Origin of the sequence: Rhodoferax sp. (assembly GCF_034520025.1) — a bacterium.
Taxonomy (GTDB): Bacteria; Pseudomonadota; Gammaproteobacteria; order Burkholderiales; family Burkholderiaceae_C; genus Allorhodoferax.
On the sequence record NZ_JAXHNZ010000002.1, the window covers coordinates 753,276 to 777,588 of the forward strand.

The 24,313-nt window shown below is 63.8% G+C and carries 24 protein-coding genes; 9 read left to right on the forward strand and 15 right to left on the reverse strand.

The annotated features are described in order from the left end of the window. Position 1: 1 nt before the first annotated feature. From U5L73_RS11820 to cbiB, 3 genes are read right to left on the reverse strand one after another with little or no spacing between them, the layout of a single operon-like run. Positions 2 to 1,606: a cobyric acid synthase gene (locus U5L73_RS11820; RefSeq protein WP_322562543.1), complete on the reverse strand. Its 1,605-nt coding sequence runs from the start codon at positions 1,604 to 1,606 to the stop codon at positions 2 to 4. A gap of 3 nt (positions 1,607 to 1,609) precedes the next feature. Beyond that, positions 1,610 to 2,593, reverse strand: coding sequence for an aminotransferase class I/II-fold pyridoxal phosphate-dependent enzyme (locus tag U5L73_RS11825; protein WP_322562544.1), 984 nt, complete (start codon positions 2,591 to 2,593; stop codon positions 1,610 to 1,612). 13 nt (positions 2,594 to 2,606) lie between these two features. Continuing rightward, positions 2,607 to 3,593, reverse strand: coding sequence for an adenosylcobinamide-phosphate synthase CbiB (cbiB, locus tag U5L73_RS11830; RefSeq protein ID WP_322562545.1), 987 nt, complete (start codon positions 3,591 to 3,593; stop codon positions 2,607 to 2,609). A gap of 144 nt (positions 3,594 to 3,737) precedes the next feature. Here cbiB and cobG point away from each other — a divergent pair, with 144 nt between their 5' ends. Genes cobG through cobJ form a run of 4 tightly spaced genes read left to right on the forward strand, consistent with a single transcriptional unit; the run spans position 3,738 to position 7,048 of the window. Further along, positions 3,738 to 4,955 carry a precorrin-3B synthase gene (cobG, locus tag U5L73_RS11835; protein ID WP_322562546.1) on the forward strand — a complete coding sequence of 406 codons (1,218 nt, stop codon included), beginning with the start codon at positions 3,738 to 3,740 and terminating at the stop codon, positions 4,953 to 4,955. Further along, complete coding sequence (locus tag U5L73_RS11840) at positions 4,939 to 5,571, forward strand: precorrin-8X methylmutase (RefSeq protein ID WP_322562547.1); 633 nt, start codon at positions 4,939 to 4,941, stop codon at positions 5,569 to 5,571. Before cobG ends, U5L73_RS11840 begins: the two co-directional genes overlap by 17 nt. Next, entirely contained in the window at positions 5,571 to 6,302 is a 732-nt protein-coding gene (locus U5L73_RS11845; RefSeq protein WP_322562548.1) for a precorrin-2 C(20)-methyltransferase, read from the forward strand. Before U5L73_RS11840 ends, U5L73_RS11845 begins: the two co-directional genes overlap by 1 nt. Then, positions 6,299 to 7,048 (forward strand): precorrin-3B C(17)-methyltransferase, encoded by a 750-nt coding sequence (gene cobJ, locus U5L73_RS11850; RefSeq protein ID WP_322562549.1) that lies wholly within the window; start codon positions 6,299 to 6,301, stop codon positions 7,046 to 7,048. Before U5L73_RS11845 ends, cobJ begins: the two co-directional genes overlap by 4 nt. A 5-nt stretch (positions 7,049 to 7,053) precedes the next feature. Here the strand turns inward: cobJ and U5L73_RS11855 are convergent, their stop codons facing one another. Further along, complete coding sequence (locus U5L73_RS11855) at positions 7,054 to 7,803, reverse strand: cobalt-precorrin-6A reductase (RefSeq protein ID WP_322562550.1); 750 nt, start codon at positions 7,801 to 7,803, stop codon at positions 7,054 to 7,056. Between U5L73_RS11855 and cbiE the strand changes: the two genes are divergently transcribed. From cbiE to U5L73_RS11880, 5 genes are all read left to right on the forward strand, one after another. Further along, positions 7,802 to 9,010 carry a precorrin-6y C5,15-methyltransferase (decarboxylating) subunit CbiE gene (gene cbiE, locus U5L73_RS11860; protein WP_322562551.1) on the forward strand — a complete coding sequence of 403 codons (1,209 nt, stop codon included), beginning with the start codon at positions 7,802 to 7,804 and terminating at the stop codon, positions 9,008 to 9,010. The genes U5L73_RS11855 and cbiE overlap by 2 nt on opposite strands. A 43-nt stretch (positions 9,011 to 9,053) precedes the next feature. Beyond that, positions 9,054 to 9,461, forward strand: coding sequence for a cobalamin biosynthesis protein (locus tag U5L73_RS11865; protein ID WP_322562552.1), 408 nt, complete (start codon positions 9,054 to 9,056; stop codon positions 9,459 to 9,461). After that, positions 9,458 to 10,255 (forward strand): precorrin-4 C(11)-methyltransferase, encoded by a 798-nt coding sequence (cobM, locus tag U5L73_RS11870; protein WP_322562553.1) that lies wholly within the window; start codon positions 9,458 to 9,460, stop codon positions 10,253 to 10,255. Before U5L73_RS11865 ends, cobM begins: the two co-directional genes overlap by 4 nt. Then, positions 10,252 to 11,076 (forward strand): precorrin-6A synthase (deacetylating), encoded by an 825-nt coding sequence (gene cobF / locus U5L73_RS11875; protein ID WP_322562554.1) that lies wholly within the window; start codon positions 10,252 to 10,254, stop codon positions 11,074 to 11,076. Before cobM ends, cobF begins: the two co-directional genes overlap by 4 nt. Positions 11,077 to 11,141: 65 nt before the next feature. Continuing rightward, positions 11,142 to 11,660, forward strand: coding sequence for a hypothetical protein (locus U5L73_RS11880; RefSeq protein WP_322562555.1), 519 nt, complete (start codon positions 11,142 to 11,144; stop codon positions 11,658 to 11,660). Positions 11,661 to 11,903: 243 nt separating this feature from the next. Here the strand turns inward: U5L73_RS11880 and U5L73_RS11885 are convergent, their stop codons facing one another. The 11 genes from U5L73_RS11885 to U5L73_RS11935 all read right to left on the reverse strand — a co-directional run bounded on the left by U5L73_RS11885 (position 11,904) and on the right by U5L73_RS11935 (position 24,296). Beyond that, the gene (locus U5L73_RS11885) at positions 11,904 to 12,782 is read right to left on the reverse strand and encodes a DUF2971 domain-containing protein (RefSeq protein ID WP_322562556.1); all 879 of its coding nucleotides are present in this window, start codon (positions 12,780 to 12,782) and stop codon (positions 11,904 to 11,906) included. Between the two features lie 228 nt (positions 12,783 to 13,010). Beyond that, positions 13,011 to 13,421: a hypothetical protein gene (locus U5L73_RS11890; RefSeq protein WP_322562557.1), complete on the reverse strand. Its 411-nt coding sequence runs from the start codon at positions 13,419 to 13,421 to the stop codon at positions 13,011 to 13,013. 65 nt (positions 13,422 to 13,486) lie between these two features. Next, complete coding sequence (locus U5L73_RS11895) at positions 13,487 to 14,107, reverse strand: vWA domain-containing protein (protein ID WP_322562558.1); 621 nt, start codon at positions 14,105 to 14,107, stop codon at positions 13,487 to 13,489. 86 nt (positions 14,108 to 14,193) lie between these two features. Next, positions 14,194 to 15,267, reverse strand: coding sequence for an ATP-binding protein (locus U5L73_RS11900; RefSeq protein ID WP_322562559.1), 1,074 nt, complete (start codon positions 15,265 to 15,267; stop codon positions 14,194 to 14,196). A 2-nt stretch (positions 15,268 to 15,269) separates the two neighbouring features. After that, entirely contained in the window at positions 15,270 to 19,076 is a 3,807-nt protein-coding gene (gene cobN, locus U5L73_RS11905) for a cobaltochelatase subunit CobN (protein ID WP_322562560.1), read from the reverse strand. A gap of 26 nt (positions 19,077 to 19,102) precedes the next feature. Next, positions 19,103 to 20,149, reverse strand: a complete 1,047-nt coding sequence (cobW, locus tag U5L73_RS11910) for a cobalamin biosynthesis protein CobW (protein WP_322562561.1) — start codon at positions 20,147 to 20,149, stop codon at positions 19,103 to 19,105. Between the two features lie 43 nt (positions 20,150 to 20,192). Next, the gene (locus U5L73_RS11915) at positions 20,193 to 21,242 is read right to left on the reverse strand and encodes an iron ABC transporter permease (RefSeq protein ID WP_322562562.1); all 1,050 of its coding nucleotides are present in this window, start codon (positions 21,240 to 21,242) and stop codon (positions 20,193 to 20,195) included. Beyond that, complete coding sequence (locus tag U5L73_RS11920; protein WP_322562563.1) at positions 21,242 to 22,213, reverse strand: ABC transporter substrate-binding protein; 972 nt, start codon at positions 22,211 to 22,213, stop codon at positions 21,242 to 21,244. Before U5L73_RS11920 ends, U5L73_RS11915 begins: the two co-directional genes overlap by 1 nt. Continuing rightward, complete coding sequence (locus tag U5L73_RS11925; protein ID WP_322562564.1) at positions 22,203 to 22,985, reverse strand: ABC transporter ATP-binding protein; 783 nt, start codon at positions 22,983 to 22,985, stop codon at positions 22,203 to 22,205. The genes U5L73_RS11920 and U5L73_RS11925 overlap by 11 nt, the downstream gene beginning before the upstream one ends. Positions 22,986 to 23,020: 35 nt before the next feature. Beyond that, positions 23,021 to 23,590 (reverse strand): cob(I)yrinic acid a,c-diamide adenosyltransferase, encoded by a 570-nt coding sequence (gene cobO / locus U5L73_RS11930; protein ID WP_322562565.1) that lies wholly within the window; start codon positions 23,588 to 23,590, stop codon positions 23,021 to 23,023. A gap of 28 nt (positions 23,591 to 23,618) precedes the next feature. Then, the gene (locus U5L73_RS11935; RefSeq protein ID WP_322562566.1) at positions 23,619 to 24,296 is read right to left on the reverse strand and encodes an energy-coupling factor ABC transporter permease; all 678 of its coding nucleotides are present in this window, start codon (positions 24,294 to 24,296) and stop codon (positions 23,619 to 23,621) included. Positions 24,297 to 24,313: the final 17 nt, after the last annotated feature.

Consider the following 24,313-nt stretch of genomic DNA (forward strand, 5'->3'; position numbering starts at 1 on the left):
CTCAGGGCTTCAAAAAGCCATCCAACACACCCGGCGCAAAGTGCGTGCCGATGTAGTCCGCCAGCCCGTCAAACACCTTGTCCAGCGTGGGCACCTCGCCCTGCAGGCGCTCGCCGAACAAGGCCTGCAAAACGGCCGCGTCTTCCAGCATGCCGTGCAAATACACACCCATGACGTTACTAGCCGCGTTGCACCAGCCCAAGTCATCCGGCAACACCGGCTGCGCCACATTGCCCGCCGCCGCCATGGCCACATGCTGCGCCGTTTGCCCGTGGTGAATCTCATACCCAGCAACAGGTACGCCAGCGAGGGCCAACCAAGGAGAGGCAGGTTGTAAAGCGTCACCCGAGAGCTCCACCGGGCGCGGGGAGGCAAAGTCGGGGGGCGATTTCTGCGCATTTGGCAGCATGAGCCCCCCGGCTTCGCCTTCCTGCGCGGGCGAGTGCAAACCAGACAAAAAACGCGTGGACGTATGACGAACCGTCTTGTCCTCCGCAAACACCGTCACCAACGGCAACAGCCCCAAGCCCGGCGCATTGCCATCAATCCCGTGCGGGTCAATCAGCGCCTCACCCAACATTTGCAAGCCCCCGCACACCCCCAATACCGCCCCACCCTGCCCCGCATGCAGCGCCACCGCCGCATCCAAGCCCTGCGCGCGCAACCACGCCAAGTCGCCACTGGTGTGCTTGGAGCCGGGCAGGATGATCCAGTCGGCAGGCTTCAAGCCCGCCAGCTCGCTGGGGCTGCGCACCCACTGCAACTTGAGCCCCGGAATATTCTTGAGCGGCTGAAACTCATCCAGATTGCTCATGCGCGGGTAGGCAATCACCGCCACCGTCAAGTCCACCGAACCGCGCGCCACGCTGCGGTCGTCAAACACGCCATCCTCCTCAGGCAGCCCGTGCTGCCACCACATGGGCAACACCGCCACCGTGGGTACGCCGGTCAACTCCTGCAGCCGCTCGGGCGCAGGCGACAACAAGCTGGCATCGCCCCGGAACTTGTTCAGCACAAAACCCTTGATCAGGCGGCGCTCGTCCTCAGGCAGCAAGGCCCAGGTGCCATACAAATGGGCAAACGCGCCGCCCTTGTCGATGTCGCTCACCAGCAGACAGGCCGCATCGGCATGCTTGGCCACCCGCATGTTGACCACATCACTGCTGGAAAGGTTGATTTCGGCGGGCGAGCCGGCGCCTTCAATCACCACCACATCGTTTTCCGCGCGCAACTCGTCCAGCGCCGCGGCAATCTGCGGCCACACCTTCAGGCTGCGCCCGCGCCAGGGCAAGGCGCTCAGCTCCGGGCTCACCTGCCCCATCAGCACCACTTGGCTGTGGGTGTCGCGCTCAGGCTTCAGGAGCAAGGGGTTCATGCGCACTTCCGGCACGGTGCGGGCCGCCAGCGCCTGAAAGTACTGTGCGCTGCCGATCTCGCCCTGCCCGCTGGCCGAGGACACGACCCGCGCGTTGTTGCTCATGTTCTGCGCTTTGAAGGGCACTACTTTGAGGCCCTGCCGCGCGTAGTAGCGGCACAGTGCGGTGGTCACCCAGCTTTTGCCGGCGCCACTGGTGGTGCCGAGCACCATGATGCATTTAGCCGTCATATTTCAGAGTGTTGTATTGGTTGCAGCCGAAGTGACCCGAAGCAACTCGGTCACGGCAGGCACAGGCAACACACCCAGCCGGACCCAGCCGGGCAAGCCGAAAGAGGTTGCGTCGCGCAGCTTGATGCCACCGACGCGCAAGGTTGCCAACAGGGTGGGCACATCATGGCCCGCAGGCGGGCGGGCACAGAAAAAGTTGGCAGCGCTGGGCATGAGCGTCCAACCCGCGTTTTCGAGCACGCTGACTTGATGCTGCTTCCACTGGCGCAAGGTGTCCAGACTCTGGATTACCCACGCCTGCGTGTCCGCCTCTGCCCAAGCGCTCAACATGGCTACGCCATGGGCGCCAAGCACCCACGACGGCGCCATGGCGTCCAGCGCAAGTGCAACCGCTTGCGCATACACGGGTGCAAGCGCATAGGCGGCACGCACACCGGTCAGCCCCAGCGCCTTGTTGGGCGAAAACAATTGCCACACAGCTTCGCGTTGCTTTGCGTTCAACGCAGGCTCACCACTTAAGCGCAAGGGCGCATACGCCCCATCCAGCACCAGCGTGTTGCGGTCCAGCACTTGGGGCCAGCCAGTGTGGTTCTGACCGGTGGGGCTCGCGGGGTCGCAGGCCCAGACCAGATCGGCGGTATCGGCGTAAGCGCAAGGCAGCAAGCCCCAAGCCTGCGCCGCATGCGCGTAGTCGCCATAGGCGTGCTGCGGCAGGTGTACCCGGCTCCCGCCCCCTTGGCGCACCCATGCACTGATACGGAAAATGAATTCACTGGCGCTGCCCGCCAGCACCACTCGCCAAGGCTCCACGCTGTGGTGGGTGGCCAAGGCCGCTTTCAGGGCGGTGTACTGCGGGTCCGGGTAGCGGGTCGCGTCGGCGGACTGCACTGCGGCCAGGGCGATGGGGCACGGTCCGCAGGCGTTGCTGTTGGTCGAGAAGTCGTGCAGCGCCACCCCGCCTGCATCGGGCCCGCCGTGGATTCGCATTGCCGAGCTCACTTCAAACCCCAATTGCTATCAAAAGAAGAGCTGTCAGCGCAATCAGCACCTGCGCCAGCACTGCTTTTGATGCATAAACCTGTGCCGCCCCAGTATCAGCCGCTTGTGCTGCGCGCCCCTCGGGGTTGAGCACATACACCGCCGGTTTGCGCAAGGCCACGCCCAGCACCAAGGCCATGGCGGCCATGGGCCAGCCACTGTTGGGCGAGGGGGTTTTGCGGGCCTCAGCGCGCAGTTCCCTCCGCAAACCCCAGCCACGCCCGCCGGCAGCCAGCAAGAGCAGCACCGCGGTGATGCGGGCCGGCACCCAGCTCAACACATCGTCCGCACGCGCGGCCCACTTGCCAGCCCAGGCCCAGTTTTGGCCTTTGTAGACACCCGGGTAGCCCCACATGGCATCGGCCGTGTTGGCAAAGCGGTAGAGCACCGCGCCCGGCAAACCGAGCAGCAAAAACCAGAAAATGGGCGCCACTACCGAGTCGTTCAGGTTTTCGGCCAGCGTCTCGATAGCGCTTTCGCGCACCTGCACTTCGGTGAGCTGGGTCACATCCCGGCTCACCAGCCAGCGCAGGCGCTCCCGCCCTGCCTCCAACGACTCGGCCAGCGCCGCCTCTACGGCGCACACCTCGCTTTTGAGCATGGCCAGTGCGAGCACGGGCTTGAGCAGCAGGCCCATCAGTACGCCGGCAGCCCACCAAGGCAACTCAAGTGCGACCCCTTGCAATAGCAAAGCCGCTATCAAAAACAGAGCAGCACCCGCAAACCACATGAGGGCTGCGAGCACAAAAACCCTTAAATCCCGCGCATCAGGGTCTTGCAGCGCAAGCCGCTGCACACGGTCGCCCGCACGGCCCAAAAAGTTGCCCATCCACACCACCGGGTGCCACTTGACCCGCGGCTCGCCCCAGCGGCGGTCTACCCAGAGGGCGACGATCAGAGCCACGCCCACGGCGCCGGCCCAATGCTGGGGGGTGAATTCAGTAGTCATCGAAGGTGTGAATCTTGTAATCGCGCCGAAACGGGGCTTGGTGCGGGACTGGGAACGGGGTTGGGCGCACGATCATACGTGCGTCAGGCGGCATGAAGGTTGGTTATGCATAGTGGGGTTTTTAACGAGGGGATAGTGAGATACTTGAGAGTTACCGACGCGTTTCCCCCCGTGCAAAGCCATCTTTCCCCCTCCACTGCCAGCGAGCCCCGCATTCAGGGCTGGTGCCCCGGCGCGCTGCGGCCCATGCCGTCCGGCGACGGGCTGGTGGTGCGGGTCCGACCCACCTTGGGGCGCCTCACGCCCATGCAGGCGCAAGGGCTGGCTGGCTTGGCGCAGCAATACGCATCACCCGTGCTAGAACTCACCAGCCGCGCCAACCTGCAACTGCGCGGAGTCTGCCCCGACAGCTACCCCGCTCTGATCAACGGCCTGCGCAACTTGGGCTTGCTAGATGAGCGTGCCGACGTCGAAGCCCGCCGCAACCTGCTGCTCAGCCCTTTCTGGACTGACTCTGATGGCACTCCTGCCGTTTGCGAGGCCCTAACCCAGGCTTTGGCAGCACCCGACGCCCCGACCCTGCCTAGCAAATTCGGTTTAGCCATTGATTTGGGTACACAGCCCGTGCTGAGGGCAGGTTCTGCCGACATCCGACTGGAGCGCCAGCGTGATCAGGTGCTGGTCTATGCCGATGGCGCCAGCACTGGCGCCTGTGTTTCACCGGACCGCGCTGCGCAAACAGCCCTGGAACTGGCTCGCTGGTTTGTTGCCAATGGTGGCGTGGTTAACGGCCGTGGCCGCATGGCCCGGCTGCTCCAACGCCAAGCCCTGCCTACACCGTTCACCACCACAAGCGTGCCCGAGGCCCCTGCACACGCCGCCACCGTGGGCCGTTCCGCCACCGGCATGGTGGTCGGCCTGGAATTCGGCCAGCTGCCCGCCGACACCTTGCACCGGCTCGCCGCCCTAGCCCCCCTGCGCATCACGCCCTGGCGCGGCTTGGTGCTCGAAGGCGTGCACACCGCGCCTGCCCTGCCAGAGCTGATCACCCAGCCTGGCGATGCCCGCCTGCGCGTCATGGCTTGCACCGGCGCACCCGGTTGCACCCAGGCGCTGGGCCCCACCCGCGCGCTGGCCCGTTTTTTGGCCCCTTTGTTGCCCGCCGGCCGCACAGCCCATGTATCGGGCTGCACCAAAGGCTGCGCCCACCACGGCGCCACCCTCACGCTGGTGGCCAGTGACGCGGGCTACCACCTGATTGACCACGGCACTGCCCACAGCCCGCCCGACGCCACCGGCCTCGACGCAGCAGGCATTGCCGCCTACCTAGAGCAACAACGATTGCATGCGCCACACGTATGAAACCGATGGCGACGCCATCTACCGACAGTCTTTTGCCATCATCCGCTCCGAAGCGGACCTGGCCCGCTTCAACCCTATCGAAGAGCTGGCCGTGGTCCGCATGATCCACGCCGCAGGCATGGTCGGGCTGGAAGCCCATGTGCGCTTTTCCGCGGGCATGGCCGAGGCCGCCCGCACCGCACTGGAAGCAGGCGCCCCCATCTTGTGCGATGTGCGCATGGTGAACGAAGGCATCACCCGCACCCGCCTGCCCGCTGACAACCAAGTGATCTCCACCCTGCAAGACCCGTCGGTGCGCGAGCTGGCCAAAAGCATGGGCACCACCCGCAGCGCCGCAGCGCTGGAGCTGTGGCGCCCGCACCTGGCAGGTGCCGTGGTGGCGATTGGCAATGCGCCTACCGCCCTTTTCCATTTGCTCAATATGTTGCAAGACCCCGCCTGCCCCCGCCCTGCGGCCATCATTGGCTGCCCGGTGGGCTTTGTGGGTGCGGCAGAGTCCAAAGTCGCGCTCATGGCCGACCTGCCCGCCCCTAGCATGGTGGTGCATGGGCGCCTAGGCGGCAGCGCTATCACCGTGGCCGCAGTGAATGCACTCGCCAGCCGGAGGGAAATCTGATGGGACGCATCCTCTGCGCGGGCCTGGGGCCCGGTGACCCGGATTTGATGAGCGTGCGCTCCGACCGCGCCATCCGCGCGGCCACTCACGTGGCCTATTTCCGCAAAAAAGGCCGCCCCGGCCAGGCGCGCCGCATTGTCGAAGGCATGTTGCTGCCCGGCGCCACCGAGTACCCGATGGAGTACCCGGTGACCACCGAGCTGCCCTTTGACAGCCCTGAATACATCCACTGTCTGGCCACGTTTTATGACGACTGGGCCGAGCGCCTGGCCGCGCTGGCCCAGACCGAAGACGTGCTGGTGCTGTGCGAGGGCGACCCGTTTTTCTATGGCTCTTTCATGCACCTCTACACCCGGCTGCAAGGCCGCGCCACGGTGGAGGTGATTCCCGGCATCCCCGGCATGGTGGGCTGCTGGTCTGCCACCGGCGTACCCATCACCTGGGGGGACGACGTAATGACGGTGCTCATGGGCACGCTGCCCGAGGACGAGCTGGTGCGCCACATGCAAACTGCCGATGCCCTCGTGGTTATGAAAACCGGCCGCAACCTGCCCCGCGTGCGCAGCGCGCTGGCCAAAGCCGGCCGCTTGGACCAAGCCTGGCTGGTAGAGCGCGGCACCATGCCCGGAGAGCGCGTCATGAAGCTGGCGGACGTGGACGGCACCGACTGCCCTTACTTCGCCATCGTGCTGGTGCACGGCCAAGGCCGCCGCCCCGAGGTGCAGGAATGACTGCGCCCCAGACCGCAGGCACGCTTTGCATCGCCGGCTTGGGACCGGGCGACGCGCAATTGGTCACGCCCGAAGTGACCGCTGCCATTGAGGCCTCCACCGACATCGTGGGCTACATCCCCTACGTGGCGCGCATTGCGCCGCGCCCCGGCCTGACGCTGCACGCATCCGACAACCGGGTCGAGATGGACCGCGCCCGCGCCGCCTTGCAGATGGCCGCCGAGGGCCGGCAGGTGGTGATCGTGTCTTCTGGCGACCCCGGCGTATTTGCCATGGCAGCTGCCGTGTTTGAAGCGCTGGAAAGCCGGCCCGGCTGGCAGGCGCTCGATATTCGGGTGTTGCCCGGCATCACAGCCATGCTGGCCGCCGCAGCCAAAGCCGGTGCGCCCCTGGGCCACGATTTTTGCGCCATCAACCTCAGTGACAACCTCAAACCCGCCGAGTTAATTGAAGCCCGGGTGCGCGCCGCCGCCGGGGCCGACTTTGCCATGGCGTTTTACAACCCCCGCTCTGCCAGCCGCCCGCACACCTTCGGCCGCGTGCTGCAAGTGCTGCTGGAAGCCTGCGGCCCGGAACGCCTGATCACCTTTGCCCGGGCCGTGAGCACCCCAGAGGAAAAGCTGCTTACGGTGTGCTTGGGTGACGCCACCCCCGAGATGGCAGACATGCGCACCGTGGTCATCGTGGGCAACAGCGCCACTCGCCACGTGGGCCGCTTTGTCTACACCCCGCGCTCGGCGCTATGAAACGCTCAATGGCCCGACACGCCCAACCAGCGCAGCACCTCGGGCTCGCTGCCCACGGTGGGCCGGCTGGGAATGTGCGGCCGGTCTATCAGGATGACGGGCAAGCTCAACTCACGGGCGGCGACCAGCTTGGCCTCGGCCCCCGCGCCACCGGAGTTTTTGGCGACGATGTGCGTGATGCCATGCGCCTGCAGCAAGGCGCTGTCGCCCTGCAAGGTGAAGGGCCCACGGTCCAGCACCACATGGCCTCGCTCTGCGGGCAAGTCCAGCACAGGGTCCACCAAGCGCAACAAGTACCAGTGCTGACTGCAGGCCAAAAACGGCGCCAGGTTTTGCTTGCCTATGGCCAAAAACACGCGGGCGGGCTCAGCGGGCAAGGCTTGCACAGCGGCAGCCATGTCGGCCACAAGCGTCCACACATCGCCGGTCTGCGCCTGCCAAGCGGGCCGCTCGAGCGCCAGCAAGGGCACGCCAGCGGCTGCACAGGCCTGCACCACATTGCTGCTCATTTGCGCGGCAAAAGGGTGGGTGGCGTCCACCACATGGTTGATGCGCTCGGCCTGCAAAAAGGCTTGCAAGCCCGCCACCCCACCAAAGCCACCCACGCGGGTGGGCAGCGGCTGGGCGATGGGCGCATCGGTGCGGCCTGCGTAAGAAAACACCGCGTCCACCCCGGCCTGCGCCAAGGCCTGCGCCAAGCGGCTGGCCTCGGTGGTGCCGCCCAACAACAACACCCGCAAGGAGCCGCGCGCCATGTCTGAACCTGGGCTGTCTAAACCTTGGCTAACTGTCATTGGGTTGGGTGAAGATGGTCTGCATGGTCTGAGCGATGGTAGCCGCTCGGCACTGGCCCGCGCTGAGCATGTATTCGGCGGGCCGCGCCACTTGGCACTGGCCGAAGTGGGCAGCCGTGGCATTGCTTGGCCGGTGCCGTTTGACGTGGCGCCCGTGCTCGCCCTGCGCGGCCAGCCGGTGGTGGTGCTGGCCTCGGGCGACCCGTTTTGGTTTGGAGCGGGTGGCAGCCTGGCGGCGCATTTGCAGCCCGGCGAATGGGTGGCCCACCCCGCGCCGTCTACTTTTGCACTAGCCGCCTCGCGCCTTGCTTGGCGGCTGGAGGCCGTGCACTGCTTTGGCCTGCACGCCGCGCCGTTTGAGCGCACCCGAAGCAGCCTGCACCCCGGCGCGCAACTGCTCTGCCTGCTGCGCGATGCCGCAGCCGTGGGCGAATTTGCCCAATGGCTCGCCGCCCAAGGCTGCGGCGCATCTACCGTGTGGGTGCTAGAAGCCCTGGGCGGCCCGCGTGAGCGCGTTCGCCAGACCACAGCCGCCGCACTTGACTTTGCGGACATCCAAGCCCCAGTCGCTGTGGCCGTGCACGTAGCCAGCACCGACAACACCTTCAAAGGCCAGCCTCGCAGCCCCGGCCTGCCAGACGCAGGCTTTGCCAGCGACGGGCAAATCACCAAGTCGCCCATACGCGCATTGACTTTGGCCGCACTCGCCCCCCGCCCCCGCGAACACCTGTGGGACTTGGGCGCGGGCTCGGGCTCGGTGTCGGTGGAGTGGTGTTTGGCCGGTGGCACCAGCAGCGCGGTGGAGCAACACGCCGAGCGCGTGAGCAACATCCGCAGCAACGCGGCAAACTTTGGCATAGACCACCGCCTGACGGTGCACCACGGCCACTCGCCCGACCTGCTGGCGAGCCTGCCCAAACCCCACGCCATTTTTGTAGGCGGCGGGTTCGACCTGGCGCTGTTTGCCCAACTACAAGCCGCCGCGCCGCAAGGCACACGTCTGGTGGTGAACGCGGTGACGCTGGAAACCGAATCCGCCCTGATGCAACTGCACGCCCAACACGGCGGCGAGCTGCTGCGCATTGAGCTAGCGCAGGCCGCGCCCCTGGGCCGCATGCGCGGCTGGCAGCCCAGCCGCGCGGTGGTGCAATGGAGCGTGACGCTGTGAACCGCGCGCGCTTGGCGTCCACCCACCTCAATGAATGGTCCGCATGACGCTGGTGGCGGGCTTGGGCTTTAGAGCCGGATGCGAAGTGTCGTCGCTGCAGAGCGCCTTGCAGAGCGCGCTGGACGCAGCATCCACAACAAGCGGACAAACCATCACCCTGGCCCATCTGACCGCACTCGCCACCGCCGCCGACAAAGCCCAGCACCCCGCCTTGCTGCAACTCTCGGCCGAATTGCAAGTCCCCATCCACCCCATCGCCCTGCCCGCGCTGGCCAAGCAGCCCGCTGCCCCCAGCGCCCACGTGCCCGCGCGCTACGGCGCCCACAGCGTGGCCGAGTCGGCTGCATTGGCAGCGGCAGGCCCCGGCGCAACGCTGCTGGGCCACCGCAGCATCTGCCCCGACCGCATGGCAACAGCGGCACTGGCTTTCACTGAAAATACCTTCCCATGACTGTTCACTTCATTGGCGCCGGCCCCGGCGCACCCGACCTGTTGACCCTGCGCGGGCGCGACCTGATTGCTGCCAGCCCTGTCTGCCTTTATGCCGGCTCGCTGGTGCCCGAGGGCGTGTTGGCTCACTGCCCGAGCGGTGCGCGCATCGTCAACACCGCGCCGTTGTCGCTGGAGCAAATTTTTGAAGAAATCAGCACCGCGCACGCCGCCGGGCACAACGTGGCCCGCCTGCATTCGGGCGACTTGTCGGTGTGGTCGGCCATGGGCGAGCAGCTGCGCGGCTTGCGGGCCCTAGGCATTCCGTACACCGTGACGCCGGGGGTGCCTTCGTTTGCCGCCGCCGCTGCCACGCTAGAGGCCGAGCTGACGCTGCCGGGCCTGAGCCAATCGGTGGTGCTCACCCGCACTTCGGGCCGCGCATCCGCCATGCCCGACACTGAGTCGCTGGCCAACTTTGCGGCCACGCAGGCGGTGCTGGCGATTCACCTGTCCATCCATGTGCTGCCGCGCGTGGTGGCCGAGCTGTCGCCCCACTACGGCGCGGACTGCCCGGTGGCCGTGGTTTGGCGTGCCAGCTGGTCGGATGAGCGCGTGGTGCGCGCCACGCTGGCCACCATCGAAGCGGCTATTGGCGAAGGCATGGAGCGCACCGCGTTGATATTGGTGGGCCACACGCTGGGCCCCAACTTGGGCGAAGGCGACTTTGCCCACAGCCGCCTCTACGCAGGCGACTACGACCGCCGCTACCGCCCGCTGGGCACCGCGCCCCGCTTCCCGGCGGGCACCGAATGACAGCCGCTGTAGATGTGGGTGCCAAGGTAGAGCTGTGCCTGGTCGGCATTGGTACCGGCAACCCCGACCACGTCACCCGCCAGGGCGTAAAAGCACTGAACGCAGCCGACCTCATCTTGGTGCCGCACAAAGGCGAAGGCAAAGCCGACCTGGCCGAGCTGCGACTGGCGCTGTGCCAAGAGCTGGTCACCAACCCAGCCACGCAGGTGGTGCAGTTCGACATGCCGGTGCGCGACGCGCACGACCCGGACTACCCCGGCGCCGTCAACCGCTGGCACGACGCCATTGCCGAAGTGTGGCTAGAGAAAATCCGCGCCCATTTGCCCGAGGGGGGCCGCGTAGCTTTGCTCGTGTGGGGCGACCCGTCTTTGTATGACAGCACCCTGCGCATTGCAGACCGGCTGGCGCTGCAAGTGCCGCTGGCGGTGTCGGTGGTGCCCGGCATTACCGCGCTGCAAGCGCTGACCGCCGCCCACGCCATTGCGCTCAACGACATCAACGCCCCGGTCACCATCATCACCGGCCGCCAACTGCGCGACCACGGCTGGCCCGAGAGCGCCGACACCATCGCCGTGATGCTGGACGGCCACTGCGCCTTTCAACACCTGCCGCCCGAGGGCATCACCATCTGGTGGGGCGCTTACCTCGGCATGCCCCAACAAATCTGCATCGCCGGGCCGCTGACCGAGGTGAGCGAACGAATTCAGGCAGAACGCCAAGCTGCGCGCGCGGCGCATGGGTGGGTGATGGATATTTATTTGATGAGGCGGGGGACTGATAGTCCAGAATCAAAAGCAGTTGCGAATATCAATTCGCTTTAACCAGCCCCAACGCTTTAGTAAGTACGTCGCTCGCTCCAAGATAGATTTTAACTCACGATAGATTTATGACCGACTCAATTATCTTATTCCTTTTGCCTACGATTATTGTTCAGGCTTTTTTCATATGGATTACCTATGAAGCTATTGGTGCATCCGCATTCTCGAGGCCACGTTGGATACTCTTTATTGGTATTATTTTTATGGCTTTTGCAGCTTTATCAAAATCCATATTACAACCTTTAGCAAATATTGACAATTCCTTAGTTTCAAGCATCCCCGCAGCTATAATTGCAATAGAAGTGAGCACTGCAGCAATAGGGGGCAGTTTAGTAGCTGCGGCTATTGTTTTAAAGGCACAGATACTTCACAACACATGGAAATTACATGAAGAGGAAAACATTTCCAGTCTAAAAATACGCTTCACCCACATCCAAAAACAAATTACCAAACTAAAACATCAGCGCAAATCAATGAGTATTGAAAAATACACTGAAAAACTTGACTCCCTCATAGAGCGAGAAATTGATTTAAAGGAGAGAACAGAGCAACGAGCGGAAGAACTTAAGAAGCGAAAAATTATATGAATCAACTGCATGATATTTGCAATAGAGACATACACAAATAAACATACAAACATTACTGAAAAACAAGGCCCAGTACTAATGATCCAAGCAGCAAATAATTCTCCACAGGAATGCCACCATTACAAAAACAAGTTAGGAAAATCCGAAATGTCAGCGTTGATTGGGGCGCAATGGAATCCCAGTCCTATATATCCTATTGCCAGGGTCGCTTACGCTGGCATCAGTTAGGCCCATCAACAAGGCCTACCCTATCGCGTCAGCATGCTCGCATGGACCTATAAGCACTCGATCGACAAGCTTGTCAGGTTCAAGTCCAATCAATCCTTGATCAGGATGGTCTTTAAGCTCGATTTTTAGGACCCTTTGAGGAATACCGCCTACAGCCTCGACTGTTACTGGGACCAGTGGACTGCGCTGAAGAGCGGGTGACGCTACAACTCTCCACTCACGCTCTTCCTCAAAAGCGGGATGCTTGGTACAAACAGTTGCGAAGCGAAGTATGTTGAAGATGGCGTTGCATGTGGCTTGGCGACCAATCGCCTTGAGGAGATCGACGTTCATGCCGATTCCACTCACTAATTCAGTCAATTTTTTCCGTAAACCACGTTCATCTAGATAGGCGACTGGCATTGAGTAGGCCGCGAGAGCATCACTCTCCCGGAACATAACATTACCGTTTATGACTAAGGCGACCCCTGCTTCACCTCCATAGGCACGCCACATCGACAAACGGCCGTAGGCATCGTCCGGTGAAAAATGCTCAGACAGGCAAAGGATAAATGTGTCACTACTAAAGCCTGGAGCCCATGCGACAAAGGAATCTACAACCTCTTTGGTCAGCCCTGGATATTGCTTATCCAATACCTTTTCTAGCTGAGAGCCAACGTCTGATTTCAAAGCACTCAATACACACGAAAGGCCATGTTCTATCTCTGAAGAGTCATTCATAACCATCGTGCCTCGCATCCACATTGCTCGACTTTTTAGTATCAACATCGCCGTCGCCGCAGTCGTGTAGTACGCAAATCGACCACCTTGGGCCTGCATTCTCTCAACGGCTTCGTTAGCGTATGGAAAAAATACCTTCTTGTAGATGGGCAATAGTTCAGGTGCAATGGTCATTCTTTTACTTCCCAAATTGATTGTTAAAACATTTCAATTCTGCTTGTAGCTGTCAGCTCGCCCCAAGCCAGCCGACGAGGTGGCCCACTTGGTCAATGGCCGTCCGCGCGTAGTACCTAATCAGGCACTGGAAGACGTTCCCGGCGCTATCACGACTGCATTTATGCATGAAAAGTGCCTCCAGCGCCCATGGCATATGCGCAATCAGCTCCCAAATCCATAGCATTTCTACAAGTTCACGCTCGTCCGCAGCAATGCAGTCCTCAACTCCCGAGTAGCCTCATTCGCCCCCCCCCCCTGCACCGCAAGCGCAAACGGAGCGCATGGCTTGATGTGGGTGGGCAGTAGTTTCCCGATGGGAGTCACGGCGGGGTAATTGCCGCTCGGCACAAACATGCGAACTAAGAATCCATATTCGTCGAGCACCCCTTTGGCATACAGCCCTGCCAGGCGGTGAAACGACACGAAGGTGGAGCGCTTCACGTCTTTGGCGCCCGGCTCGCGCACGGTGCGGACGATCTCGAACTTGCCAAGCGAATCGCGCTGGGTGTTGGTAAACGGGTGCAGCACGACGTTCACACTCAGCCCCCCCTTGGGTGGTGCAATGGTGTGCTCTACGGCAATGTCGGTTAGCAGCATGTTGCGCCCTTGGTAGTCAAATCAGGCCCTAGCCCACGTATTTATTGCGCTATTTGCTTCCAATTTTATAGCAAATATGCGCCCTGCCGGTATTCTGCACCCCAGCGTGCAGCCCAGTCGGCACAGCGCCCTACCCTGACTTTGGCGTCGTCAAAGCCCACCACCACCAGTTGATCCGCACCCTGCGGGGCTTGGGGTTGCTCCGGGGTACGGCCATCGGTCAGCAGCCATAGAACCGTCGACGCGGTGCTGGCGCTGGTGCCGCGCACGCGGCGATGTTGGGCCATCAAGCTATCAGCGGCGGCCATGGCCTGCGCCAAGGGCGTGCCGCCACCGCCGCCGCGCTGTTGCACCCGCACGGCGGCGGCGCGGCGTGCGGGGCCGGGGGGCACCAGCACTTCTACCCCCTGCCCGCCAAAGCACAGCAGCGCCACATGGTCGCCTGCGCGGGCGGCCTGCTCCAGCACACTAGCCGCGTAGCCCTTGGCCCGCGCCAGGCGGCCGCCTTGGCGCATGGAGCCGGAGGTGTCCAGCAGAAGCAAATGCAAGGTGGATGGCTTGGCTTGGGGCTCGCGCCAGCGCAGGTGCTGTGCAGCCAAGGCACTGCGGCCTTTGGCTTGCAGGGTGGGCAGCCAGGCGATGGCACCGCGCGGTGTTGCGGGGCCGGATGGCGCGCGCGCAGCCACCGCGGGTGCATGGGCACCAGTCGGTAAAGCTACTGCGCGCCACCGCCCGCCGCCCGCCGCACTCTGGGACGCAAGGCCGGGGTGGCTCAGGCTTTTTTTGGTGGGAGCACTCCTGCAGCCGCAGGCCGCACGGTGCCCACGGGCACGGGGGGCATAGCGCCCCAATCGCCATCGGCACCGCTGGCACCGGCTGATTCGGGCTGAGCATTGCTGACGTCTTGGCCTTGAGCAGCAGGGGCTTGTGGCTTTTGAGAAGCTTGTGGCGCAGGTGGTTGCGCTTCAACCTGCCTGCGGTGGTGCAGGGCCAGCTCGGCCACAGCATCCACATCGGCCACCGTCACCGCATCCCGCCCGTCCAGTGCGGCGGATGCGCGGGCGGCGCGCAGCATGACCAAGTCGGCCCGAACACCGTCCACCCCAGCGGCCAGGGCCAGTGCACCGGCGTGGGCCAGTGCGTCGTCGGGCCACTGCACGCGGGGCAACAGGGCTTGCGCGTCCAGCACGCTGGCGGCCAGGTTTTGCAGGGCGTCGGCATGGCATGCGGCCGCGGCGCTGGGGTCGGCGTCAAACAGCAAGCGGCTGCGCACGATCTGCTGGCGCTCTGCCGCATCCGTCGGGTTGTGCAGCCATACCGAGAGGCCAAAGCGGTCCAGCAGCTGGGGGCGCAGCTCGCCCTCCTCCGGGTTCATGGTTCCCACTAGCACAAAGCGCGCAGCGTGGCGCTGCGAGATACCGTCGCGCTCAACGGTGTTGACGCCGCTGGCGGCTACGTCCAGCAAGGCATCGACCAGCGCGTCAGGCAGCAAATTCACCTCGTCCACATACAACACGCCGCCATGCGCCCGCGCCACCAGGCCGGGCGAGAGGCGCACCGCGCCGCTTTGCAAGGCGTCTTCAATGCTGAGCGTGCCCACCAGTTGCTCCAGGCTGGCAGCCAGCGGCAGGGTGACAAACGGGGCCTGCGGCAGCAAGGCAGCCAAAGCGCGCGCGGCGGTAGATTTGGCCGTGCCACGCGGCCCGCCAATGAGCACACCACCAATGCCGGGGTCTACCGCCACCACCAACAAAGCGCGCTGCAAGGCCTGCTGGCCTACTAGGGCTGTGAAGGGAAAAGGCACTGGCTCGGGCGCGCTGGCTTTCAGGTCAGGATTCATGGGCATGGTTAGGAGCCTTCTAGTTGGTTTTCGAGCGCCAGCACATGGTCTTGGATGCGTTCGCGGTGGTCGCCGGGCTCGGCCCACAGGCCGCGCTGCATGGCTTCCAGCAGGCGCTCGCCAATGCTGCGCAGCGCGCCGGGGTTGTGTTGTTGCAAAAAGGCGCGGGTGTCGTCGTCGTGCACATAGGCGTCGGCCACCAGCGCGTATTGGTGGTCGGCCACCACGCCGGTGGTGGCGTCAAAGGCAAACAAAAAGTCGACGGTGGCGGCCATTTCAAACGCGCCCTTGTAGCCGTGGCGTTTGACGCCGTCTATCCACTTGGGGTTGACCACGCGCGAGCGCACCACGCGGGCTACTTCTTCGCCCAGCGAGCGGATTTGCGGTGCGCCGGGCACGCTAAAGTCGCCGTGGTACAGGGCGGCGGTTTTGCCGCTCAGGTGCTCCACCGCCGCTGCCATGCCGCCCATGAACTGGTAGTAGTCGCCCGAGTCCAGGATGTCGTGCTCGCGGTTGTCTTGGTTGTGCAGCACGGCTTCCAGCCCGGCGATACGCTGGGCAAAGGCCTCGGAGGCGGCTGCGCCATCGGTGCCCTGGCCGTAGGCGAAGGCACCGGCGCGCAGGTAAGCCTCGGCCAGCTCAGAGCGCTCGGTCCAGTTGCCGCTGGCAATAGACGCTTGCAAGCCAGCGCCATAGCCGCCGGGCCGGGGGCCAAACACGCGCCAGGTAGATGCGCGCTCGGCATCCTCATCGCTGTGGCCAGCGGCTTGGGCCTGCGCGGCTTCAGCCTGCACCCGCACGCGGATGGGGTTGACATCGTCGGCCTCGTCATCGGGGGAGATGGCAGCCACGGCGCGCACGGCGGTGTCAAACAAATTGATCACATTGGGGAAAGCATCCCGAAAGAAGCCGGACACGCGCAGCGTGACGTCCACACGCGGGCGGCCCAGCACGGTCATGGGCATGACTTCGATGTCGGTGACACGGTTGCTGCCCGGCGCCCACTTGGGCCGCACGCCAAGGAGGGAGAAGGCCTGGGCCACGTCTTCACCGCCGGTGCGCATGGTGCTGGTGCCCCACACCGACAAGCCCATGGCCGTGGGATAAGCGCCGTGGTCTTGCAAGTGGCGCTCAACCACGCGGTCTGCGCCCTTGGCGCCCATGGCGTAAGCGGTTTGGGTGGGGATGGCACGGGTGTCCACCGAGTAAAAGTTGCGCCCGGTGGGCAACACATCAGGCCGGCCGCGCGACGGTGCGCCGCTGGGGCCGGGGGGCACAAAGCGGCCATCCAGGCCACGCAGCAGCTGGTTGATTTCATTCGGGCCACAGGCATCGAGGCGCGGGGCCAGTACCGTCTGCAGGCGTTGCAGCACTTGAGCGGTGTGGGGCCACAGGCTTGGCACATTGCCAGGCCCACCGGGCAGCTCGTGGCTCGGCGCTGCCATGTCTTGCACCACGCGGGTGGCCAGCAGCTCCAGCCGCTCGCGGGTGTGGCCGGCGTGGCGCCATGGGTCGTCGCTCAAGGCTTGCAACACCTCGGGGCGCTCGCCTGTCCACGGGGCAGCCCAGTCGGGGCTCAAGGCGTCAAAGTCTGTCAGACCCAGGTCTTGCGCCAAGGCCACTGTCAAGCTAGCTTGGGCCGCGCACGACCCGCCGGGGTAGCGGGCCAGCGCCACCAGCGTATCCACCCGCTGGCGCCCGGTGGGCGACTGGCCGAAGGTGTGCAGGCCATCGCGGATTTGGGATTCTTTGATTTCGCACAAATAAGCGTCTAGGCGGCGCAGCAGCGCTTCGCGCTCGGCGTTGTCGGCAGGCTTGGTAAAGCCCAGCTCTATGTGCAGGCCATCGGCCAGCACCTGCTCCAAAATGCTGCCGCGCAGCAGCTTGGCGCGGCGCGGGTCTAGAGACAAGGCTTCGTAATACTCGTCCATGCGACCTTCTAGCTGCTGCAGGGGCCCGTAGGTTTCAGCCCGCGTCATGGCGGGCATGAGGTGGTCGATGATGACGGCCTGCGTGCGGCGCTTGGCCTGCGCGCCCTCGCCCGGGTCGTTCACGATAAAGGGGTACAGGTGCGGCAGCGGACCCAGAATGGCGTCGGGCCAGCAAGCCGCACCCAGCGCCACGCTTTTGCCGGGCAGCCACTCCAGGTTGCCATGCTTGCCCACGTGCACCACGGCGTCTACTGCGTAGGCGCGGCGCAGCCAGAAGTAAAACGCTAAGTAGTTGTGCGTGGGCACCAAGTCGGCATCGTGGTAAGTGGCCACCAAATCGAGGTCGCGGCCGCGTGCAGGCTGGTTACCCACAAACACATTGCCGTAGCGCTGGCCGGAAATCATGAAGCGGCCATGGCGCACCAGCGGGTCTTGCTCAGGCTGGCCCCAGAGCGCGTTGATGGCGGCCTGGCTCTCGGCGGGCAGTGCACCGAAGTCTTGGAGGTAGTCGGCCATCGCCAAGCTTTGGCCTACGGGGCGGGCGTCGTTGGCGTCAAGGTTGTTGGTGATGCCGCGGGTCAGGTCGGCCATGAGCGCATCGCTGTCTACGGGCACATCGCCGGTGGCATAGCCTGCGGCTTGCAAGGCTTGGAGGATGACCACGGTGGAAGCCGGTGTGTCCAGCCCCACGCCGTTGGCGAGGCGTGAGTCGTCGTTGGGGTAGTTAGCCAGCACGAGGCCGATACGCTTGTCACTATTCTTTTTGGAGCGCAGTGCGCACCAGTTACGGGCGAGAGCAGCTACATAAGCCATGCGCTCCAGCTCGGGCTGGTAGCGCACCACGTCGATCTCGGCGCGCTCGCAGCGCCAGGCCAGGCCCTTAAAACTAATGGGTCGGGTGCCTATGCGGCCATCCACCTCGGGCAGCACAATTTGCATAGCTAGGTCGCGCGGGGTGAGGCCATGTGGGTCGTCTTGCCACTGCTCTTGCGAGCAGCCGGCGGCAATCACTTGCAACACCGGCGCGTCGCCCGCCAGCAGCACGGGCTGCACTTCGGCCCCGCTGTCGTTGCCGTCGATAGAGCCCACCGCAAAGCTGGTGGCGTTGAGCACCACGTCGACCGAGAACTCTTGCGCCGTGCTTTGCAGCAGCGCCATGCTCTCAGGGTTTTTGAGTGAGTCCAGCGCCAAGGCCAGGGTGTTGAGGCCCTGCTCTGCCAGCGCGGCCAGCATGGCGTCAAACGCGGCAGTGTTGCCGGCTTGCAAATGGGCTTTGTAGAACACTAACAGGGCGGTGGGCGCGCCCGTGCGCCACGGAGCTAGCGCTTGAGCGGGCTCATAGCGCACTGCGCCGGGCAGCACCTGCGCAGGCGCAGGCCGCTCGCCACGGCCGAAAGCGGCGTGGGCAATCAGCTGGTAAAAGTTCTCAGCATTGGCGCGCCCACCTTCGCGCAGGCAGCGCCAGAGGTGGGTGCAATCGTCTTTCGCAGCGGTGCTGCGCAGCAACAACTGCGCGTCTTCCACACACTCGCCTGAGACCATCACCAGCCACTGGCCCCGCGCTGCGGCCGACTCGCACACCTGGTCCACGATGTAGGCCCAGTCGCTGGGGCTGCCCAAATGCTCGATGACGATGGCCTTGGCGTGGCGCAGCACATCGTCCATGTACAAGTCAATCGACGCGGGCTGGCGCAGCCACATCAAGTTGGCCAGGCGCACAATCGGAAAATCAGCCGGCAGGTTGCTGGCCACGTCTGCCAAAAGCGACAAGGTGGTGTCCGCCACCGTCAGCACCACAATATCGCCCGGCGTTTGCTCCACGCGCACGATGCCATTGCCATCGTCTTCAACATGGCCGCCGGGGCGGGTGGAAAGCAAATGCATGGTGAACTGCCTTTAATGAACTGCCCTTAGGCCAACGCGGCTTGCAACTCAGCCTGCAGGGTGGCCGCGTCGAGGTGGTCGCCAATGAACACCAGACGGGTGGCACGCAGCTCATCAGCACGCCAAGCGCGGTCAAAGTAGCTGTCAAAACGCTGGCCTACGCCCTGGACTACCAAGCGCATAGCCGCACCGGGCAGCGACACAAAGCCTTTCACCCGGTAAATCTCATGACGCTGCACCAGGGCAGTCAGCGCCGGAATGAGCTTGGTGCGGTCGGTCACTTGCAGGGTGAGGGACACGGAATCGAAGGCATCGTGGTCGTGGTCCTCTTCCTGGTCGTGGTGGGTTTTGCGACCATCGATCTGGTCTTCCACCGCGCGCTCCAGGCCCAACAACACGTCCATAGGTACATCGCCGTGCGAGGCGCGCACCAGGTTCACGCCCGCTGGCGCTTCTGTGCGGATGGCGGCTTCCACCGCTTCGAGCGCGGCGGCGTACATGCCGTCTACCTTGTGCACGATGACCAAATCGGCCGTGGCCAGCTGGTCTTCAAACAGCTCGTGCAGTGGGGAGTCGTGGTCGAGGTTGTCGTCGGCACGGCGCTGGGCGTCTACCGCCACCGGGTCGTCGGCAAAGTCGCCAGCAGCCACAGCGGGGGCGTCCACCACGGTGATGACCGAGTCCACAGTAAACGTGTTGCGCAGCGCGGGCCACTGGAAGGCCTGCACCAGCGGCTTGGGCAAGGCTAGGCCGGAAGTTTCGATGACCAAGTAGTCGATCTGGTCGCGGCGGGCGGCCAGTTGCTCCATGACTGGAGCAAATTCTTCTTGCACGGTGCAGCACAGGCAGCCGTTGGCCAGCTCGAACAGCTGGCCGTTTTCGACACCGTTTTCATCGCAGCCGATGCCACAGCCGCGCAGCAATTCGCCGTCAATGCCCAGCTCGCCGAACTCGTTGACGATGACCGCAATGCGGCGGCCTTGTGCGTTGGTGAGCAGGTTACGCAAGAGTGTGGTTTTGCCACTGCCTAGAAAACCGGTGACGATGGTGGCGGGGATTTTGCGGGTTTGCATGATGTGGAAATGAACGTAAAAAAATGAACAAAACAGGTGGCAATCAGGCGCCGTCAGACTGGTGCAGCAAGGTGTACATGACAAACAAGGCGCCCACGCTGGCGGTCACGATACCCACCGGCAGCTCTTGCGGGGCCAAAACAGACCGGCTCACCACATCGCTGAGCAATAGCAGCAAGGCGCCAATCAGCATGGCAATGTGTAGCATGTGGCGGTGCAGTGCGCCAGCCAGCGCGCGGGCGAGATGCGGAACCATAAGGCCGACAAAACCAATCACCCCTGAGACTGCCACAAAACACGCGGTGGCAAAGGCGCACACCACAAAGGCCTGCACCCGCAGCCGCTCGGGCGCGATGCCCAGGCTGTGCGCGGTGTGGTCGCCACTGAGCATGGCGTCCAGCGCGTGGCGCCTGTGCCACGAGAAGACCGAGAGCACCGCCAAACCCGTCAGTGGGATAAACAGGTTGTCCCAGCGGGCTGAGCCCAGGCCGCCCATCGTCCAAAACATGACTGACTGGGCGGCACGCTGGTCGCCCAGAAAAGTGAAGTAGTAGGTCAGTGCGGTAAACAAAAACGAAACCGACAGGCCCGCCAAAATCATGCGCTCCGGCGTGTGGCTGCGATAGCGGCGCAACAGCAGCAACACCACCACCACCGACGCCATGCCGCCAACAAACGCGGCGAGCGGCAGCGTCCAGACGCCCAACACCTCGCCGGTGAGCGTAATCACCGCCACGGCCCCGGCCGCCGAACCCGAGGACAGGCCGAAAAGATAGGGGTCAGACAAGTCGTTGCGGGTGGTGGTTTGCAACAGCGCACCCACTAAGGCCAGACCGGCTCCCACCACAATCGCCAACAACATGCGGGGCACGCGCAAATCCACCACGATGCGGTCGACCATGGTGTAGTCCGCATCGGGCGCGCCGCGCAGCCAAAGACCGAGGCCATGCCCAACCTGCGACCACGCCACCTCGGTAGCACCCGACAGCACCGACAGCAAACTCACGCACGCCAGCAACAGCAGCAGACACACGGTCAGCAGGCTGGTGGATCGCACAGCAGATGCCAGTCGCACGGGGGTGGACCCGGGCATCAGCGGTTGACGGCCCGGGCCATTTTTTCAATGGCGGCTACGTTGGCCGGGCCGGGGGTGAGCTCTTCGTAGCGCAAAGCGACAAAGCGCTTGTTTTTGACGGCCGTGGTGTGCTGCATCAGCGGATGCTTTTGCAGGAACTGGAGGAGCTTGTCAGCGCCGCCGTCGTTTTGATAGTCGAGCAACACCAGGAACTCGGGGTTGCGGGCGGCCACGGCCTCCCAAGCCACGGTGCCCCAGCTGGCGTCAACATCGTCCATGATGTTGCGGCCGCCCACGGCTGCCATCATCGCGGTGGGGATGGCGAATTTGCCGGCAGTGAACGGCTTGTCTTCGCCCGAGTCAAACAGGAACATGCGTAGCGGCTCTTTGCCGGTAGCTTTGGGCAGAGCGGCCAAGCGCTGCTTCCACTGGGCGATTTGCGCTCTGGCCTGGGCTTCTTTGCCGAAGATGGTGCCTAGCTTGAGGTAGTCGGCGTAGAGCAGCTCCATGCTGGCAGGTGGGCGGGCCTTGTCCACATGGATGCAGCTTTCGCTCAGCACCAGCGTGGGGATTTTGTATTTTTTGAGCGTGGTGGGCGTGACCTCGCCGCCCACCGCCATGCCGTAGTTCCAGCCTGCAAAAAAGAAATCAGGCTTGAGCGCCAGGATGTTTTCCAGGCTGGGCTGCTTGGGCGAAATTTCTTTGATGTTGCCCAGGGCCTGCTTGAACTCGGGGCTCATCTTGTACCAGCCGGTAATGCCGCTCACGCCGGCCATCTGGCTTTGCAGCCCCAGCGACAAAGCCATGTCGGTCATGTTGATGTCGTGGATCAGCGCGGCCTTCGGCGGCGCGGTGAACGTGAGCTTTTCGCCACAACTGTCCACCGTCACCGGGAAGGTCTGGGCGTATGCTGCCAAAGACAGCACCGAAAGGCCACAAGCGGCAAGCCACGAGCGGCAGGAAAAAATGAGTTGGGGTTTAGTTTTCATATTCTTGGATTGCCGGGCGGGGCCCGGGGGATTCAAACACGGCGACCGGCTGGTCACGGTGGGGCAGCGGCAGGTAAAACACATCCATCCCGAAATTGCCCAGTACCAGCTCGGGCGTGAGCACCCGGGCGGGCACATCGTCAGCCACCACCCTGCCCTCACCCAGCAACACGGCGCGGTGGGCAAAGCGCTGCACGAGGCTCAGCTCGTGGAGTGCGGCCACCACCGTGATCTCCAGGCTGGCTAGCAAGTCCAGCACATCAGAGCGGGTGCGCAGGTCCAAATGGTTGGTGGGCTCATCGAGCAGCAAGATGCGGGGTTCTTGGGCCAAGGCACGGGCGATGGCGCTGCGCTGCTGCTCGCCGCCAGAGAGCGTGCCCATGGCCCGGTCTTGCAGGCCTTGCAGGCGGCAGCGAATCAGTGCAGTGTCGATGGCGTGCGCATGTTCAGCGCGGTTCGCACCGCTGTGAGGTGTGCGGCCCAGTGCCACGTAGTCGCACACCCGCAGCTGGGCGTGGACAAATTCATGCTGATGCACCATGGCCATCTGCCTCGCCCGGCCGGGGCCGGGCATCTGCTCCAGATTGGTACCGCCCAGCAACACCTGCCCTGATTCAGGCCGCAAGCGACCGGCCATCAGGTGCAGCAGGCTGGACTTGCCCGCGACGTTGGGCCCAAGCAGTGCAATGTGCTGGCCAAATGGAATGTCCAGCGACACCTGCTCCAGCACCGCCCGCCCCTGCCGCTGATACGACACGGATGCGAGGGACAAGGCGGGCTCAGCGGACGCGACCCGGGGCACGGTCATCAGTCTTCAATCCCGCGCTGGGCGGGCACACCGACTTTGAAGTGGTGTTTGATCAACGTCATCTCGGTGACGGTATCTGCCAGCTCGATCAGCTCAGCCGGCGCGTTGCGGCCAGTGAGCACCACGTGCACATGCGGCGGGCGCTCGCGCAGGCAAGACAAGATGGATTCGAGAGGAATCCAACCGTAGCGCAGCGGGTACATGATTTCATCCAGCACCACCATGAAGTGTTCGCCGGACATCACGGTCGCTTTGGCTTGCTCCCAGCCAGCTTGGGCCAGCTCGGCGGAGTGGTCGAGGTCTTTGCTTTTCCAGGTGAAGCCGTCGCCCAAGCCCGTAATGGGAATGCCCAGCTGCTCGAACAGGCGGTGCTCACCGAAACGCGCAGTGGGCACTTTCATGAACTGGTAGACCTTGACCGCCTTGCCCCGGCCATGGGCGCGCAGCGCCAGCCCGAAGGCGGCGGTGCTTTTGCCTTTGCCGGTGCCGGTGTGCACCAATATCAAACCACGCCGCTCGCCCTGCGGGCGGGGCGTGTCACGGTCTACGGGGGGAGCGATCAAATCCACAACAACAGTCCTTCAGTTCAGCAAATGCTCAGGCCGCGGAGTACACCCGCTGGTTCACCAGCGGGTTGCCTTGCAGGCGACGCAGAGCCTTGGCAGCAGCCAATACGCCCAGGTCCACCAAAGGCTCGACCAGCACCACGGTCATGTAGGCTGCGCCAAAAGTGGCGATTTGGCTCATGTTCTCCATACCCACGCCACGGCCATAGATGGCCCAGAAGGCGACCCAAGCCACGATGCCGCCTTGGTAGGCCGCAGACAGCTTGAAAGCCTGGACGTATGTCAGGTCCACATAGGCCACGTTAGCGGGCACGATGCGGCGGGCCAAGGCGGAGGCGGCAAACAAGGGCACCAGCAAGGTGGTGACGTTCATGCCGTACTGGGGCAAGTCTTGCTGCGCGAAAAACACGCTCTGGATCAACAAGCCGCTCATTAGGCCGATGGCTGCAGGCGCAACGCCGAAAATCAACATCAGCGTAGTGCCCAGAATCAGGTGCACCTCGGACACGCCCACAGGGTGGTGCGGCGCCACTTCAAAAAAGCAAAACACCAAACCAATGCACAACAAGGCACGAGCGATCACGGCCAAAGGGCCATCTTTTTTGACGGCATCGACCGCCAGTTTGGTGGCGTACAGGGCCGCCGTGGTGGCGGTGGCGTAGCTCAGGAAAATTTTGGTGGTGTCCACCAGACCGGGTTCGATGTGCATGAGATTGCTCCTTGGTA

Coding starts and splice junctions, on each gene's coding strand:
- U5L73_RS11885 (WP_322562556.1), bottom strand. CDS start 12,782: ATGACCATTGCACCTGAACTATTGCCCATCTACAAGAAGGTATTTTTT.
- U5L73_RS11840 (WP_322562547.1), top strand. CDS start 4,939: ATGCGCCACACGTATGAAACCGATGGCGACGCCATCTACCGACAGTCT.
- cobF (WP_322562554.1), top strand. CDS start 10,252: ATGACAGCCGCTGTAGATGTGGGTGCCAAGGTAGAGCTGTGCCTGGTC.
- U5L73_RS11900 (WP_322562559.1), bottom strand. CDS start 15,267: ATGCCCATGAATCCTGACCTGAAAGCCAGCGCGCCCGAGCCAGTGCCT.
- U5L73_RS11880 (WP_322562555.1), top strand. CDS start 11,142: ATGACCGACTCAATTATCTTATTCCTTTTGCCTACGATTATTGTTCAG.
- cbiB (WP_322562545.1), bottom strand. CDS start 3,593: ATGACTACTGAATTCACCCCCCAGCATTGGGCCGGCGCCGTGGGCGTG.
- U5L73_RS11825 (WP_322562544.1), bottom strand. CDS start 2,593: ATGCGAATCCACGGCGGGCCCGATGCAGGCGGGGTGGCGCTGCACGAC.
- U5L73_RS11845 (WP_322562548.1), top strand. CDS start 5,571: ATGGGACGCATCCTCTGCGCGGGCCTGGGGCCCGGTGACCCGGATTTG.
- U5L73_RS11890 (WP_322562557.1), bottom strand. CDS start 13,421: ATGCTGCTAACCGACATTGCCGTAGAGCACACCATTGCACCACCCAAG.
- U5L73_RS11865 (WP_322562552.1), top strand. CDS start 9,054: ATGACGCTGGTGGCGGGCTTGGGCTTTAGAGCCGGATGCGAAGTGTCG.
- cobJ (WP_322562549.1), top strand. CDS start 6,299: ATGACTGCGCCCCAGACCGCAGGCACGCTTTGCATCGCCGGCTTGGGA.
- cbiE (WP_322562551.1), top strand. CDS start 7,802: ATGTCTGAACCTGGGCTGTCTAAACCTTGGCTAACTGTCATTGGGTTG.
- cobN (WP_322562560.1), bottom strand. CDS start 19,076: ATGCATTTGCTTTCCACCCGCCCCGGCGGCCATGTTGAAGACGATGGC.
- U5L73_RS11855 (WP_322562550.1), bottom strand. CDS start 7,803: ATGGCGCGCGGCTCCTTGCGGGTGTTGTTGTTGGGCGGCACCACCGAG.
- U5L73_RS11820 (WP_322562543.1), bottom strand. CDS start 1,606: ATGACGGCTAAATGCATCATGGTGCTCGGCACCACCAGTGGCGCCGGC.
- U5L73_RS11935 (WP_322562566.1), bottom strand. CDS start 24,296: ATGCACATCGAACCCGGTCTGGTGGACACCACCAAAATTTTCCTGAGC.
- U5L73_RS11915 (WP_322562562.1), bottom strand. CDS start 21,242: ATGCCCGGGTCCACCCCCGTGCGACTGGCATCTGCTGTGCGATCCACC.
- U5L73_RS11920 (WP_322562563.1), bottom strand. CDS start 22,213: ATGAAAACTAAACCCCAACTCATTTTTTCCTGCCGCTCGTGGCTTGCC.
- cobW (WP_322562561.1), bottom strand. CDS start 20,149: ATGCAAACCCGCAAAATCCCCGCCACCATCGTCACCGGTTTTCTAGGC.
- cobM (WP_322562553.1), top strand. CDS start 9,458: ATGACTGTTCACTTCATTGGCGCCGGCCCCGGCGCACCCGACCTGTTG.